Source organism: Stomatohabitans albus, assembly GCF_036336025.1.
Lineage (GTDB): Bacteria > Actinomycetota > Nitriliruptoria > Euzebyales > Euzebyaceae > Stomatohabitans > Stomatohabitans albus.
Genome location: NZ_JAYKKE010000001.1, coordinates 856,023 through 870,094 on the forward strand (window position 1 = coordinate 856,023; position 14,072 = coordinate 870,094).

Sequence of the window (14,072 nt, forward strand, 5' to 3'; positions counted from 1 at the left end):
TCGCGCCATCTGGTGAAGTCAGACATACTTTTAGATATGAGCGAGAAGTTACCTCCCGGTTACCTTATTCTCCGTGTGAGAGAGGCCGGCTATCGAGTTACGGCTGCTCGCATGGCGGTATGTCAGGTCCTTGAAGAATCTGAAACCCATGTGAACGCCGAAGAATTGTGTGCAGAAGCCCAGAAGATTTTGCCTGCAATCAATCTGGCAAGTGTCTACCGAACGTTAACCATTTTGGATGAGCTTGGTCTTGTCCACGAGGTGAGAATTGGCACCTTGCCAGGACGCTGGGCAGTAGCATCAGGCGATGCCGAGTTGCATTTGCACTGCACCGAATGTGAAGCGGTCTATCACCACCCGCTGAAAGACACACTCGAACCACTCTTGGACCACATCAAAGCCGACCACGGGTTTGAAGTTCAGCGCGCAAACCTTGTACTCAACGGTGTGTGTGGGAATTGTATGCACAATCACCTGAAATAGGGTGCTTGGGTGTATGTGCGCATTATTGATGCGGAACGGGTGTCTAGTGGTAGCTCAATTACGAAAGATTTTTTAAAAATCTAGTGCAAAGGACACTACGAAGGGGCTACAATCCTCCTTCCGCTTGAGCACGTGTGAAGGCGGAATTATATAAAACCCCTTGGACCCGTGGAGCAGCCAGGAGTGCTCGCCACCCTGTCAAGGTGGAGGTCGCGGGTTCGAAGCCCGTCGGGTCCGCTTCGCCAAGTGTCTTACACCGGCGATATGTCCAAGGTCAGGTAGCTCAGTTGGTACGAGCGTCCGACTGAAACTCGGAAGGTCGGCGGTTCGACCCCGCCCCTGACCACGATGTATGTGAACAGCCGCCTTATACGGGCGGCTTTTTGCTGTCTGCATTACATCCTTTTCTCTGCACCGCAACAAGGTGGCTGGTCCCAGCAGAGATGCCATGAGGTGGTGCGAAGGCTTATAGGCGCATCGCTGATCAGAATGCAAAAACCTTGTCAAAAGAGAGTTTAGAGAGCACATCAGAGAGGCTCATAACCAGGCTGTTTCGAATGAAATGTGACCTTTGATAGGGGTCCAGTCTGGATGATGTCCATTTTATTTCGCTATGGTCGTTGACATGAGCACTGAACACGATCGTGAGATGCTCCGGGCTAATGGGCTTCGGGCAACTGAGCCACGACTGGCGGTACTTGCGGTTGTCCGTGACCATCAACATCTCATGGCTGACGAGGTAGCAGATGGAGTTCGTAGGCGATTGGGTTCAATTAGCAGACAAACTATTTATGACGTTTTGGCCGTGCTGACAGAGGCTCATATATTGCGACGAGTAATCGTCCAAGGGCGCGGCTCCCATTACGAGATAGACGCAGATGACAACCACCATCATGTGTGGTGTTGGCGGTGTGGCAAGTTCGAAGATGTTTCTTGTCCGGTAGGCAGTGCACCTTGCCTGTCACCTTCAACCGATACGGGATTCCGTATCGATGTTGCTGATGTGGTCTATCGGGGGCTGTGCCCGGCTTGTCAAGACGTCGAGAACAACCTTGAGAAAGGACAGTGAAGGTATGTCTACCTTTGATCCTACGAAACCATCTACCACCGAGTCCGGCGAGCCACGTGGCTCAGATGCTCATTCGTTGAGCTTGGGACCTGATGGCCCCTTGTTACTCCACGATGTGGCCCTTGTACAAAAACTTGCGCGTTTTGACCGAGAGCGGGTACCTGAGCGGAGTCCACATGCGAAGGGTTCCGGTGCATTTGGTGAATTTGTGGTCACCGGCGACGTGTCCAAGTACACAAAAGCGGACTTCTTGCAGCCAGGTAAAACGACACGGGTCTTGCATCGTTTCTCCACCGTGGCTGGTGAACTGGGTTCGCCTGATACCTGGCGGGATGTTCGTGGATTTGCTGTGCGGTTCTACACCGAAGAGGGCAACTTTGACATGGTGGGGAACAACACGCCTGTGTTCTTCTTGCGTGATCCGATGAAGTTCCCTGACTTTATCCACTCCCAAAAACGCTTACCTGACTCCGGTTTACGTGATGCAACGATGCAGTGGGATTTTTGGACCCTTTCCCCAGAAACAGCCCATCAGGTGGCCTACTTGATGGGTGAGCGAGGGTTACCGCGCACATGGCGCCACATGAATGGGTACTCATCACACACCTATATGTGGGTGAACGCCGAAGGTGAGAAGTTCTGGGTGAAGTATCACTTCTTGAGTGACCAGGGGGTAGAGAACATCACCAACGATGAGGCCGCCAAACTTGCCGGTGAAGATGCGGACTTCCATCGTCGTGACCTCTTTGAATCTATTAAGAAGGGTGATTTCCCAAGCTGGACCCTTCACGTGCAGATCATGCCCTATGAGGATGCGAAGAACTATCGCTTTAACCCGTTCGACCTTACCAAGGTGTGGCCATTCAAGGATTATCCACGCATCGAGGTTGGCAAGCTCACGCTGAACGAAAACCCAACCAACCACTTTGCGCAGATTGAACAGGCCGCATTCTCACCGTCGAACACGGTGCCAGGGACGGGTGTATCACCGGACAAGATGCTGTTGGCAAGGGTGTTCTCCTATCCGGATGCCCAGCGCAACCGTATCGGTACGAACTACAACCAGATTCCGGTGAATGCACCAGTTTGCCCGGTGAACTCCTACGATAAGGAAGGTGCCATGCAGTATCACCACAGTGGTGATGCACCGGTGTACGCACCGAACTCCTTCGGTCGGGCCTACCAAGATGACCAAGGCCCTGTAGAAAATGGCTGGGAAGCAGACGGCACGATGGTGCGGGCGGCCTACACCTTGCACGCCGAAGATGACGACTGGGGTCAGGCCCACACTCTTGTGCGTGATGTGTACAACGATGACCAGCGTGCTGCGCTCGTTGAAACGGTTGCCGGCTCACTCGCCGGTGTTGAAGATCCGGTGCTCAGTCGCGTATTTGAATATTGGCGCAATATCGACACCGAGGTCGGTGACGCCATTGAAGCGGCCGTGCGTGCAGGCTAAGCCTGAGCACACCCAATCTCATGGGGGCAGGCCTGCGGGCTTGCCCTCACTTGTTTCCCCTCAAGGTGTTGGGCTGGACGCGTTTCTATGCGTCGGATCCAACACCGGAATGGGGTAACAACAGGTAGACCACAGGGAATAACAAAGGCCCACAACGGATGCTGCGGGCCTTTGGAATGTGGAGCCGAGTAAGGGAATCGAACCCTTGACCTATTCATTACGAGTGAATCGCTCTGCCGACTGAGCTAACTCGGCGGGGAGGGTGGAATTATAGCAGCATTAGGGCTGTTGTGAGTGAAAAACTCCTGGTTGCTATCTTCGGTCCTTCGGTTAGATAAGTGCCCGCAAAAGGGGTATTGTGCGCGAACAAATAGGTCTAACTGTAGGAATTGATGATGTCAGTTGATCAGGCAGAAACGTCAGTAACAGCAACGCCGGGTACACGGGTAGAAATTGACCTGCTTGGCCCGATGGAAGTACCAAACGACGCATGGTACGGCGTGCACACGATGCGCGCGATGAACAGCTTTAACCTCACATGTCGAACCACGAGTGACAATCCACTTCTTATTAAGGGCATCGTGTTGGTTAAAAAGGCGTCTGCGTTAGCGAATAAAGAGTTACGCACGATTCCGGCAGATGTGGCTGATGACATTGTTGCGGCCTGTGACATGATTTTGAATCAAGGCAAGTGCTTAGACCAGTTCCCTACTGACCAGCTTCAAGGCGGGGCGGGGACGAGTGTCAATATGAATGCCAATGAAGTGATTGCCAACCTTGCCCTTGCTAATCGTGGCGTGGAAAAAGGTCGGTATGACATCATCAATCCCAATGACCATGTGAATGCGTGTCAATCAACGAATGACACGTATGCAACGGGTATCCGGTTAGCCGTCTATATGCGTGTGCGTGAGCTAAATGATGCTGTTGGTCGGTTGCGGTCAGCGTTGCGGGCCAAGGGCACGGAGTTTGCCCATGTCATCAAGATGGGGCGAACCCAAATGCAAGATGCGGTACCGATGACGCTCGGACAAGAGTTCAATGGCTATGCCGCGCTGATGGATGATGAGATTTTCCGTTTAGAACGCTGTATTGAAGAACTGCTGAGCGTGAACCTCGGCGGTACTGCTATTGGGAGTGGGATTAACACCCCTGAGGGCTATAAAGAAACAGTTATTAACCACCTAAAGAATGTGACGGGCTGGCGCATTATGAGCGCCCCTGACCTTATTGCGGCGACGTCTGATGCGGCAGTGTTTGTGACGGTGCACGCCCAAGCGAAACGCCTTGCCGTGCGTGTTTCAAAGATTTGTAACGACCTGCGGTTGTTGAGTTCTGGTCCTCGTGCTGGGCTCAATGAAATCAATCTGCCTGAAATGCAGGCGGGTTCATCAATCATGCCGGCCAAGGTCAATCCAGTTATTCCTGAAGCGGTGAACCAGGTGTGTTTCAAGGTGATTGGTAATGACGTGTGTATCACGATGGCAGCAGAAGCTGCACAGCTTCAGCTCAACGTCATGGAGCCGGTGCTCATTCAATGCCTGCATGAGAGTCTGGTGTGGCTTACCAGGGCGGTTGACCACCTCCGTGACCGTTGTGTCGAAGGCATTACCGCCAATGTTGAGGTATGCCGTGAGCAGGTGATGAACTCGATTGGGCTGGTGACCTACCTGAACCCCATCATTGGCCACCATAACGGTGACCTTATCGGGCGTGAGTGTGCTGAAACCGGTAAAACGGTGCGTGAGGTGGTTCTGGAAAAGGGCTTGCTCACCGAAGAAGAGATTGATGAGATTTTCTCCATTGAGAATCTCCTCCATCCTCGCTACAAGGGCCCGCGGTATTAGGCTTATTCTATAAGTATTCTCGATCTGGCACTTGAGAAGTTTAACCAGATAATGGCCTGTCTTATTATAAATCGATGGAGGTAAAGGCCTGATTGAAAGGATTGGAAAATGGATATAGCTAACCCGCATGCTTTTGCAGTACAAATTTCTGGGAGTCTGACATTTAATAGTATATTTCAATCCTTGATTGATGCCGGAACATTTGATCCTGAATTCGCTTCTGATATCTATGCTCGATACTCACGATTATTTGATATTGCTGACTACAGATATAGTAGGGATGGAATTCAACTTCATGATTGCAACTATCTTTTTAATCCAGAACCAGGGACGCGATCGATACGAGGATCTGCGGCTTGTTTGGACCATAGTTTCAGTAAAAATGAAGATAGCTTTATTTACCTGGATCGAGTGATTTCCTGTACCTCTAAAATGATGGAAGTTGCCGGGGTGTGGGATATAGAACAGATTGCCATCCTTGTGCCAAGCAGTCGAAAATGTCAGGATGTTAACTACCTATCGGAACGGATCATGGCCTGTTGCCTTAGAGAGACGAACCCCTCTGTCCGTCGAATTGTCCGTGCTCGACTAATTACGCATTCAATTGGGGAAATATCGATTAAGAGTGTGATAAGCAAATTGCTTTTGCCTTATCTTGAAGATGAGGAGATTTATATTGGTATTAGCGACGTTGATATCAAAGATAGGAAATTGGGGGGATGCGATGAGATTCTGGTAGAGAATAGCTCATTTTCGCATACGTGTGAGTCCGTGATTCGAAACTATATAAATTCAGTATCACTCGAACGCTATAATGAATACTTTGCACTATTTTCTCTTTTAGATGTGGATGATATTCACTTGGGATTGGTAGCTGAGATGATGCGTAGTTCATTTCGTCAATACTCATCATCCGGTTTCTTATTAATTCTTGATGTCTTACCCAATTCATCCTTCGAATTAAGAGATTGATAAATAACGATAAGAATTTAAATAGGAAGGTATTTGAGTACTTTAAGTCTGGTTTGAAGATGGGTTGAGCAGAAAAAGGGATGCTCACATGCCTTCCGGAGTATGCTTTAGGTGAATGAGCCACACTCGTTCACTGCCATCGATGCGGTTCGTATCGTTCAGTCTCTCCCAGCTGGCTATTATCGCGATTCGGACCTCGTTGTTATTGATGAGATTAGGCAATTCACTAAAAGAAAAGTCAATCATGTTTTCCGAAGTAATAGCAGCGCAGGTACGCGGTCCTGATTGCTCACAGAGTATTTCAGAATAGTCTGGTGGAGTTTCAGGGCCTCCTTTTGGAAGGCCATTTACGTCAACCGGTCCATCTATTCGTGAAATATCGACTGACACTGGTGGGGTGTCAGAATAAACAGACACGATCACCTCCTCGGAATTCTCAATCAAAAGCTCATTCCACACGACAGATGTGGGTATCTTCGATAGTTCAAAATCTGCATCAGTATTCTTCACTACTGCTGGTGAGAGATTTAGAGATTCTGATCCTCGTTTGATTTTTGCATCGATGGTTTTGGGAAGTGGACTGGCCTCCACAAACTGACCAGTATTGTCGCCAGATGTTTCAATACGTCCTTGGTTCGGTGTGTGTGCTGCAACCTGTAAATGCACAACAAATTAGAGATTGCATAAATATTGAAAGGAGGCCAGTGGTAAGTTTCATGATCTAAATTTATTTCCAAGGCTTACAATCGACACGAGCAGTAGAGGAGTGAAATCCCGGTTTGATGGGGACGTCGCCAGGTTTCAGAGGTAGGTCTAGCCTGGTCGTATTCTTCCACAGGTACAAACCACTTCCCCAGCACTTTGCCCGAGCATTGGTTCGTTTCCCCCTACCTCCCCCCGGTTTAAGTAGGAGGGTTGGTGATTGGCTTACCGAGTACCATCCCAAGAACCCCTTCCCATACAATGTGTTTGAGACTAAGCCCCTTTTAACGCCCCTTGCCTCGTACCACCAGCCGTGTCCTGACGTAGTGTTTCCAGACTTATGCGGATTATCTGATCTTGCTCTCCCCGTGACTATCACTTTTTGGGCTGGGAGAAGCGGATAGTCGTCATCTTCTGCTATTGGCAAAATTGATTCATCATCAAGTTCGAGTGGGGCAATGGCTTCTATGGAAGCTTCTGCGGTTTCATCGGCCGGGGTTAATTCTGTGAGAGTCGGGTCCTCTAAACGATATTGATCTGTTGTTGGGTCGGGGAGGCTCGGGATGGTAAGTGCCATTGCGAGTGCACCTGCGAGGGTCGCTGCTAAAATATTCGTGTTATTGTCCTCCTGTCTAAGAACGGTCTGATTTGGGCATCGCTCTTGTACCAAGCGATTCGTCCTTATCACAAAGGAACTAAGGTAAAGAAAAGATAATGTATCCGGTTCTGCTTAATCAGAGCTGCACTTCTTTGCTGGTTTCCATAAGGAAAGCTCTTACCTCGCTAAGGTGGCGGGCATGTTTACCCTGAGCGAAGCCCAAGCCAAATTCGATGAGATTGTTAAAACCAGCGCTGATGCCAATGACCAGGTGCCAGGGTTGATAGCACTCCTTGCTGGTCCTCAAGATTGGTTAGAGACAGCCAAAACCGGCGACGAGCAGGCCCAAGAATTTGCGGGTGTCCTCACCCATTTCTTAGCAACGGCCATCGGTGAACATCCCCGTCCAGCCGCTGCGATCGCGGATCTCCTCAGTGTCCTTGAAGATGATGAAGACGGGGTTCGCTTGTATCTCGTCCAGAATATGTTTCTTGATTCAAGCCCAGCCGTCTTAGCTACAGCCCGTCAGGTTGTTGAACCGAAACAACATGAGAACGAGCTGTACCTCCATTTAACGGGCGGCATTATTCGCCTCCAGGGTGATCCGGAGGAGTTTGAGGCGTTCGTGAAGGCCAATACCCCTGAGATGGGTGACGAAGACTGGTTTCGGGTGAGTGAACTGTATGTCACTGCCGACCGGCCAGAAGAAGCACTGGAGCGTTTGGATAAGATCACTGATGAACAGGCGCTTTGGCCCGATACTGCCGTGATTCGCCACGCGGCATATCGTCAGCTTGACGATACCGAGAAGATGCAAGCCCTCGCGCGCACGTTCTTTGTGGCGATGCCGATTCCGGTTGCCTATCACATGATTTCGCTGAGTTGGCCTGACATTGAATCGCAGCAGCAAGAAGCAGAACGCCTCGTGGGGCTTATCACCCAAACCCCAGAGCTCAACCCAATTTTTGTTTCCACATTATTGAACCTTGAGCAGGAACCTCGTGCGGCAGAATACGTGCATGGTCACTATGAACGCTTAAGTGACGCCGGCCTTGGGGCACTTGCCACATGGACCGATGCGTTTACTGAAGCGCAAGAGTACCTGGCTGCGTATCTGAGTGTGCGTGCGGCTATGGCGTGTTTAGATGAGGTAGACCCGAGCCAGCGCGACATGGTAGGAGACCATCTCATTGCCCGTGCCGAAGAACTTAAAGGCCAGATTAAAGACTGGAAAGGAATAGACGTCGGATAGCCCAAACAACGAATATTCCCAAGGCAGTGCCGATGGCTGCGCCCACAATGACATCAGTAAACCAGTGGGCACCCACATAGATACGACTAAACCCCATCAATACAGCAAATACCAGTCCGACCTTTCCTGCACGTGGGTCCCACGCCCAGAGCACGGGCACAACGGCAAAGGCCCATCCCGTGTGCCCACTTGGGAAACTGGAGTGCACCGTGGTGATGTCAAGGTGATTCCAGATGGGGTTGACCGCAATCGGTCGGGGGCGGTTAACCAGCGGCTTAATGGTGACTTCAACGACAAGTTGAGAGAGTCCAAGCGCCGTCCACACCCCTAAGCCGGTAGCCAGGCTTTGGCGCCGCGCGGCTGACGGTGATTGCACCCATGCCCACCCCAATAACAGTGCGCCCAGCACGATCCAGATACAGGCAAAATTACCTGATGTTGTGATGGGCCAAAAAATGGCGTCACCGAGCCCTGTCCGCGTAGCTACAACGGCTTGGGTTATTGCCCAGTCAACGGGATTGGTTAGCCACACGGATAGCATCATGGTTCAACCTTATCGGTGCGTCAATGGGCGCAATGCCTATTGTTTTCGGCTAGGCCTCATGAATAGCGGCATCATTGGGGAATGACTGATCAGGACAATGTCGCTGGAAACGAACGAGAAGTGCTGAGCTGGGAAGGGTATGGCGATGCCGTTGAAGATCTCGCCCAGATGGTTGCTAAGGATGGATTCATCCCTGACGTCATTTTGAGCGTTGCCCGTGGTGGTATGCCGCTCGGCGCATGCCTTGGGTATCGCCTGGGTATCAAAGAAGTAAGTGTTGTCAACGTGGAGTTTTATACCGGTGTTGAAGAGCGTCTTCCCGAGCCGGTGTTGTTGCCGCCTACCCCACCGAAAGAAACCCTGGCTGGCAAGCGGGTATTGATCGCTGATGATGTTGCAGACACTGGTGGCACGATGGGTTCAGTTCTCGACTACTTAGACACGGTTGCCGCAGATGTCCGAGTTGCGGTGCTTTATCAAAAACCACATTCAACGATTGATTGTGAGTATGTCTGGCGACAAACCGATGAGTGGATTATCTTCCCGTGGTCAGCGAAACCTCCAATTCTTGAAGGTAGCGTCAAGGACGCCTAGTTGTGTTGCCGTCTCTCCTTGATTGGGCTGAAGCAACACGGTGGGGTATCAGGTACGCCCATACTCGCGCTGTACCGGCTTTAGATATTGAGCAGATTGACCTGCTCCATCTACTTGTTCGTGAACGAGCTCATGAGGTTGATCCGGTTGTCCGTGAGGTAGCACAGCTTGGGGCTGACCTACCGGCCCCAGTTGTAGATGTAACAAGTCGAAAACGAATCGTTGAAGCCAGCCTCGATTCGATGCGCGCGATCGCCGACCCACATACATTCACCCTTGCAAGTGCCAGTCGCTTTCCCAATCTTGTGCGTCGGCGGTTGTGGGCACACAACCTTGGCGCGACTACTGGACTGTACGCAGCCAAAACAATTGGTCAGCATGAACTGTTTATTCCACCGGCTCATACGAGCGGTCGTACTTGGGTGGTTGGTCCTAACCTGACCGCGTTGGTAAAGCGTCTTGGGCAGCGTTCACACGACATACTCAATGGTGTGTTAAGCACACAACTTACCAGTCGAACACTTTTTGAAGGGTTGGAATGGGTGAGGCCGTATGCGCTATCACTGCTCGATACCTACATTCGAGAGATTGACGGGTACGACAAAGCGTTTATGAAGGCAATAGAACGCTTTAGCACATTTCTGAATGATGCGAATGCACCAGTAGGTATTGAACCCTATGACTGGGGCAATGTTGTATTCACGCCACGCCAAGTGCGGGCTATTTATGCTGGGCAGGCACTAATGGCGGCTATTGATGGCTATTGCACCTATATCACATCCTTAGTTTGTAATGCGATGGATCTTGACGGCGCATTCGTTGAGCAGGTATTGGCTTCTCAAGTTGCTGGACACCATGTGATTCTTCGCTTGACACAGGTCCTACCCGGTATGGGTATTAGCCGCATTGATGCGACGGCTGGGTATGCCTTTATGCGGGTGATTGCACAGCACGGTGGAGTTGATCTTGTCAACAAGATGTGGGAGGCACCAACCACACTTCCTACTATTGACGAGCTTACAAACCCTGAGCGTTGGATGGAACGTATCGGTGCTTGAACCAATGGCTGATCCGATGGTGCCTATTCCTGAACGCGCACGGATTATGGTCGGCCTATCGGGTGGTGCCGATAGCACGGGGTTAGCGGTATGGGCGGTTCGAACCTATCCGAATCATGACTGGCATATGGTGCATGTCCGTCATGGACTTCGAGATGATGAAGCCGATAGGCGTGCAGCCCAAGAAACCGCGCAACTGCTCAACCGTCCATTCTTGGAGGTCCAAGCAAAATGGGACGATATTGAACGGGCGAATGGGCCTGAGGATCGGGCTCGCCAAGCACGATATGCCGCATTCGTCGCAGCAGGTGAGCAACTCAATACGCCTTACCTTGCCCTCGCTCATACCGCTGATGACCAGGCTGAAACAGTCATTCTTCGCCTTGTTAGAGGTACTGGCCCATCCGGGATGGCTGGTATGCAGCCAGTTTCAGCGCGGGTAGGGCTGACGATTATCCGGCCACTACTGCATTGGCCTCGTGCAGCAGTTCGCAACTTATCCCAAGGTTTTCCAACGGTAGAAGATCCTACTAATACTGATCTTGACCAACGGCGTGCCTATGTTCGGCACCAATTGTTGCCAGTTTTGGGCTATGCACGACCCGATAAACAAAGTGCGGTACCCGCAATCAGTCGCCTAGCTGCGCTCCAGGCACAACAACGGATGCTTATTGATCACCTTATTGCTCCCTATGTGGGGCCATCTTGGGGTTCGATTCAGCGCATTTCAGACGAATCTGCACCGATCGTGCAAAAAGAATTGATTTATCGTGCCCTTGGTCATGATGTGAGTCGCGAGTTGGCCGATGGTATAGCACGGCTTCAACGCGGAGAGCGCATAGATATTAAGGGAGGACGATGGGCAGCCCGGGACCGGTTCGGATGGCTTATCGGCCCTAAGAAGATTGCGTGGTCAATTAATAAAGTTGACCCGCCCGTACATTTTCCTGACCACGTGCACCGTGATTTCGATCCGCTTAAAACCCATCCATTACCTTGGAAAGTGCCTATTTACAGGGATGTTAATATTCGAGATGTACGGGTGCGCTATCGGCTACCAGTTGATAGTGTGCACAAAGGAATCTTTGAGTATTTTGAAAAATCGTTGCGTAAGCAACTACCTGTTGTATATACTGCTGCTGGTAACGTAGTGGCCATTGGTCCTGTAAGCACCCTGCCTATAGGACGTTTAGGGGCTAATGTGCAATGGATTGCAATTACCCAAAGCCATCAATTGTAAGAAACCCCTTGTTTAGGAGTAACACCATGTCATTTGTCATTGATCAAAAAGCTATGGACGCCATGTTCTTGGAAGCACATAGCGCCAACGCATACACGGACTATCAGGTCACCGACCAGGAACTAGCTGAAGTTTGGGACTTGATTAAGTGGGGCCCAACCGCTATGAACAACCAGCCCATGCGTATGTTCACCGTGCGTCCTGGTGAGGCACAAGATGCCCTCGTTGAGGCTGCTATGGACACGAACAAGGCCAAGGTGAAGAGCGCTAACCTCAACCTGATTCTGGCCGCTGACCTTGACTTCCACACCTACTTGCCAAGTCAGCACCCCCACGGTGAAGGCTTTGCCCCTGTGCTGGAGGCAAATGCCCCAATGCGCCAAGATTGGGCCATTTCTAACGCTTGGTTGCAAGCTGGTTACTTGGTCGCAGGTCTGCGTGCTCACGGCTTAGCTGTTGGCCCCATGCTTGGTTTTGACTTTGACAAGATTAAGGCCACGTTGATGCCGTCTGAGCGTTACCTTCCGTTCATGGTTACCGGCGTCGGTCACCCTGATGTTGAGGCGTACTACCCGCGTGGTCCTCGTTTGGACGCAAGCAGTGTGATTCTGCCAGCAGGTAAATAGTCTTTAAGGCATGAGCAGCCCTTCGCATTCTGATATTCAGTCCGTTCTCATTGCTGAAGAAGATCTCGCCAGGCGGGTTAAAGAGCTCGGTGATGAGATATCAGCCACATATCAAGAGCGTGGCATTGAGGACATTGTGATCGTCAGTGTGTTGAAGGGCTCCTTCATCTTTATGGCGGATTTGATTCGCCATATCTCAGTCAATGCAGCCGTGGATTTCATGGCTGTTTCTAGTTATGGGGCAGCAACGAAATCCAGTGGTGTCGTCCGGATTCTCAAGGATTTGGATATTGAACTAGAAGGTAAGCATGTACTGGTCATTGAAGACATCGTTGACAGCGGGTTGACCTTGCATTTCTTGCTGAAGAATCTTCGCAATCGTAAACCCGCAAGTTTGGAACTCTGTTCCTTATTGGTCAAACCAGAGGCAGTTCAAGTTGATCTCAATATTTCATGGACTGGGTTTGAATGTCCAAATGAGTTCTTGGTCGGGTACGGTCTCGATTTTGCTGAACGGTATCGGAATCTCCCCTATGTGGGCATCCTGAAGCCGGAGGTGTACGCCTAATGGGTTCGCCAGCCGATTCCGTTAATCGGATTCGGGTTGCTACAAATGCTGAGCCACGCGGCCAGTTCAATCACGAACAGATCCGTAATGGGGTCGAAATGATCTTTCAAGGACTGGGCCTAGATGTTCATGATCCACGCATTGTGGGTACCCCAGATCGTGTCGCACGCATGTATGACGAGATCTTTGCCGGGCTACTTGTCGACCCGGCAGATGTCCTTGATACAACGTTTAATGAAGGACACGAAGACATTGTTCTTGTTCGTGATATTCCGTTTGCATCAGTGTGTGAGCATCATTTGATCCCCTTTTTTGGGAAAGCTCATGTGGGCTATCTTCCCAACAAGGACGGGCATATTGCCGGACTTAGCAAAATTGCGCGGGTAGTGGATGTGGTCGCTAAACGTCCGCAACTTCAAGAGCGAATTACGACCGAAGTTGCCGATGTGCTCGAAAAGAAACTTTCTCCCAGAGGGGTTATCGTACAAATTGAAGCAGAACATCTTTGTATGAATATGCGAGGTGTGCGAAAACCAGGCGCGATAACCGTGACCAGTTCGGTGCGTGGACTGATGCGCTCTGATCCCAGGACTCGTGCCGAGGTCATGTCATTAATCCACGGAGGACGGTTATGACTGAACATTCAAAGTCTGACGACGACGTGATGCCACTTGATGAGATTCGTCTTACTGGCCTTCAGGTTCGGGCCAGCCATGGTGTTATGCCCCATGAGCAGATCGTGCCACAAACCTTCATCGTGGATATGGCAGCCAAGGTAGACCTGTTTACACCCTCTATGAGTGATGATCTATCGCACACGATTGATTACGGTCAACTTGCCGAGATGATCGCAAATATTGTGAGAGATGAACCTGTACGACTCATTGAAGCGCTTGCAGGGACCATCGCAGACGAAATTATGGGTTCGTACGAATCTATCCATGCCGTTGCGATCACCGTGCATAAACCTCAGGCACCTATTAGCGAATTGGTTAGTGATGTCAGTGTGACCGTTAACCGCGTCCGCGACGCCTATACCTCACGTATCTGGTGAACTAAA

General features: G+C 50.7%; 15 protein-coding genes and 3 tRNA genes. 15 read left to right on the forward strand and 3 right to left on the reverse strand.

What is annotated here, in order from left to right:
- Window positions 1–36 precede the first annotated feature (36 nt).
- From VCU37_RS03860 to VCU37_RS03880, 5 genes are all read left to right on the forward strand, one after another.
- On the forward strand, window positions 37–483 hold the full coding sequence (locus VCU37_RS03860; RefSeq protein ID WP_336249304.1) for a Fur family transcriptional regulator: 447 nt from the start codon (window positions 37–39) through the stop codon (window positions 481–483).
- Between the two features lie 162 nt (window positions 484–645).
- Window positions 646–720 (forward strand) — tRNA-Asp (locus VCU37_RS03865).
- Window positions 721–755: 35 nt separating this feature from the next.
- A tRNA-Phe gene (locus VCU37_RS03870) sits at window positions 756–829 on the forward strand.
- A gap of 279 nt (window positions 830–1,108) precedes the next feature.
- On the forward strand, window positions 1,109–1,552 hold the full coding sequence (locus VCU37_RS03875) for a Fur family transcriptional regulator (protein WP_336249305.1): 444 nt from the start codon (window positions 1,109–1,111) through the stop codon (window positions 1,550–1,552).
- Window positions 1,553–1,556: 4 nt separating this feature from the next.
- A complete protein-coding gene (locus VCU37_RS03880; protein WP_336249306.1) occupies window positions 1,557–3,011 on the forward strand; it encodes a catalase in 1,455 nt (484 codons plus the stop codon).
- A gap of 179 nt (window positions 3,012–3,190) precedes the next feature.
- Here VCU37_RS03880 and VCU37_RS03885 read toward each other — a convergent pair.
- A tRNA-Thr gene (locus VCU37_RS03885) sits at window positions 3,191–3,266 on the reverse strand.
- 140 nt (window positions 3,267–3,406) lie between these two features.
- Here VCU37_RS03885 and aspA point away from each other — a divergent pair.
- Together aspA and VCU37_RS03895 are read left to right on the forward strand one after the other, a co-directional pair.
- Window positions 3,407–4,858 carry an aspartate ammonia-lyase gene (aspA, locus tag VCU37_RS03890; RefSeq protein WP_336249546.1) on the forward strand — a complete coding sequence of 484 codons (1,452 nt, stop codon included), beginning with the start codon at window positions 3,407–3,409 and terminating at the stop codon, window positions 4,856–4,858.
- Between the two features lie 108 nt (window positions 4,859–4,966).
- Window positions 4,967–5,830, forward strand: coding sequence for a hypothetical protein (locus VCU37_RS03895; RefSeq protein ID WP_336249307.1), 864 nt, complete (start codon window positions 4,967–4,969; stop codon window positions 5,828–5,830).
- Between the two features lie 84 nt (window positions 5,831–5,914).
- Here the strand turns inward: VCU37_RS03895 and VCU37_RS03900 are convergent, their stop codons facing one another.
- Window positions 5,915–6,496, reverse strand: a complete 582-nt coding sequence (locus VCU37_RS03900) for a hypothetical protein (RefSeq protein WP_336249308.1) — start codon at window positions 6,494–6,496, stop codon at window positions 5,915–5,917.
- An 833-nt stretch (window positions 6,497–7,329) separates the two neighbouring features.
- Here VCU37_RS03900 and VCU37_RS03905 point away from each other — a divergent pair.
- Window positions 7,330–8,382 carry a hypothetical protein gene (locus VCU37_RS03905; protein ID WP_336249309.1) on the forward strand — a complete coding sequence of 351 codons (1,053 nt, stop codon included), beginning with the start codon at window positions 7,330–7,332 and terminating at the stop codon, window positions 8,380–8,382.
- Here the strand turns inward: VCU37_RS03905 and VCU37_RS03910 are convergent.
- Entirely contained in the window at window positions 8,351–8,926 is a 576-nt protein-coding gene (locus tag VCU37_RS03910) for a phosphatase PAP2 family protein (RefSeq protein ID WP_336249310.1), read from the reverse strand. The two genes, VCU37_RS03905 and VCU37_RS03910, sit on opposite strands and share 32 nt — an antisense overlap.
- Window positions 8,927–9,007: 81 nt before the next feature.
- Between VCU37_RS03910 and VCU37_RS03915 the strand changes: the two genes are divergently transcribed.
- Genes VCU37_RS03915 through folB form a run of 7 tightly spaced genes read left to right on the forward strand, consistent with a single transcriptional unit; the run spans window position 9,008 to window position 14,066 of the window.
- Window positions 9,008–9,520, forward strand: a complete 513-nt coding sequence (locus VCU37_RS03915; RefSeq protein ID WP_336249311.1) for a phosphoribosyltransferase — start codon at window positions 9,008–9,010, stop codon at window positions 9,518–9,520.
- A gap of 2 nt (window positions 9,521–9,522) precedes the next feature.
- The gene (locus tag VCU37_RS03920; RefSeq protein WP_336249312.1) at window positions 9,523–10,578 is read left to right on the forward strand and encodes a zinc-dependent metalloprotease; all 1,056 of its coding nucleotides are present in this window, start codon (window positions 9,523–9,525) and stop codon (window positions 10,576–10,578) included.
- The gene (tilS, locus tag VCU37_RS03925) at window positions 10,529–11,818 is read left to right on the forward strand and encodes a tRNA lysidine(34) synthetase TilS (protein ID WP_336249313.1); all 1,290 of its coding nucleotides are present in this window, start codon (window positions 10,529–10,531) and stop codon (window positions 11,816–11,818) included. The genes VCU37_RS03920 and tilS overlap by 50 nt, the downstream gene beginning before the upstream one ends.
- 26 nt (window positions 11,819–11,844) lie before the next feature.
- Window positions 11,845–12,444, forward strand: a complete 600-nt coding sequence (locus VCU37_RS03930; RefSeq protein ID WP_336249314.1) for a malonic semialdehyde reductase — start codon at window positions 11,845–11,847, stop codon at window positions 12,442–12,444.
- A gap of 10 nt (window positions 12,445–12,454) precedes the next feature.
- Window positions 12,455–13,012 (forward strand): hypoxanthine phosphoribosyltransferase, encoded by a 558-nt coding sequence (gene hpt, locus VCU37_RS03935; protein WP_336249315.1) that lies wholly within the window; start codon window positions 12,455–12,457, stop codon window positions 13,010–13,012.
- Window positions 13,012–13,647, forward strand: coding sequence for a GTP cyclohydrolase I FolE (folE, locus tag VCU37_RS03940; RefSeq protein WP_336249316.1), 636 nt, complete (start codon window positions 13,012–13,014; stop codon window positions 13,645–13,647). Before hpt ends, folE begins: the two co-directional genes overlap by 1 nt.
- A complete protein-coding gene (gene folB, locus VCU37_RS03945) occupies window positions 13,644–14,066 on the forward strand; it encodes a dihydroneopterin aldolase (RefSeq protein ID WP_336249317.1) in 423 nt (140 codons plus the stop codon). The genes folE and folB overlap by 4 nt, the downstream gene beginning before the upstream one ends.
- Window positions 14,067–14,072 lie beyond the last annotated feature (6 nt).

Bases quoted from the DNA above. Each gene is read 5' to 3' on its own strand.
- VCU37_RS03860 (WP_336249304.1), top strand. From the start codon at position 37: ATGAGCGAGAAGTTACCTCCCGGTTACCTTATTCTCCGTGTGAGAGAG.
- VCU37_RS03875 (WP_336249305.1), top strand. From the start codon at position 1,109: ATGAGCACTGAACACGATCGTGAGATGCTCCGGGCTAATGGGCTTCGG.
- VCU37_RS03880 (WP_336249306.1), top strand. From the start codon at position 1,557: ATGTCTACCTTTGATCCTACGAAACCATCTACCACCGAGTCCGGCGAG.
- aspA (WP_336249546.1), top strand. From the start codon at position 3,407: ATGTCAGTTGATCAGGCAGAAACGTCAGTAACAGCAACGCCGGGTACA.
- VCU37_RS03895 (WP_336249307.1), top strand. From the start codon at position 4,967: ATGGATATAGCTAACCCGCATGCTTTTGCAGTACAAATTTCTGGGAGT.
- VCU37_RS03905 (WP_336249309.1), top strand. From the start codon at position 7,330: ATGTTTACCCTGAGCGAAGCCCAAGCCAAATTCGATGAGATTGTTAAA.
- VCU37_RS03910 (WP_336249310.1), bottom strand. From the start codon at position 8,926: ATGATGCTATCCGTGTGGCTAACCAATCCCGTTGACTGGGCAATAACC.
- VCU37_RS03915 (WP_336249311.1), top strand. From the start codon at position 9,008: ATGACTGATCAGGACAATGTCGCTGGAAACGAACGAGAAGTGCTGAGC.
- VCU37_RS03930 (WP_336249314.1), top strand. From the start codon at position 11,845: ATGTCATTTGTCATTGATCAAAAAGCTATGGACGCCATGTTCTTGGAA.
- hpt (WP_336249315.1), top strand. From the start codon at position 12,455: ATGAGCAGCCCTTCGCATTCTGATATTCAGTCCGTTCTCATTGCTGAA.
- folE (WP_336249316.1), top strand. From the start codon at position 13,012: ATGGGTTCGCCAGCCGATTCCGTTAATCGGATTCGGGTTGCTACAAAT.
- folB (WP_336249317.1), top strand. From the start codon at position 13,644: ATGACTGAACATTCAAAGTCTGACGACGACGTGATGCCACTTGATGAG.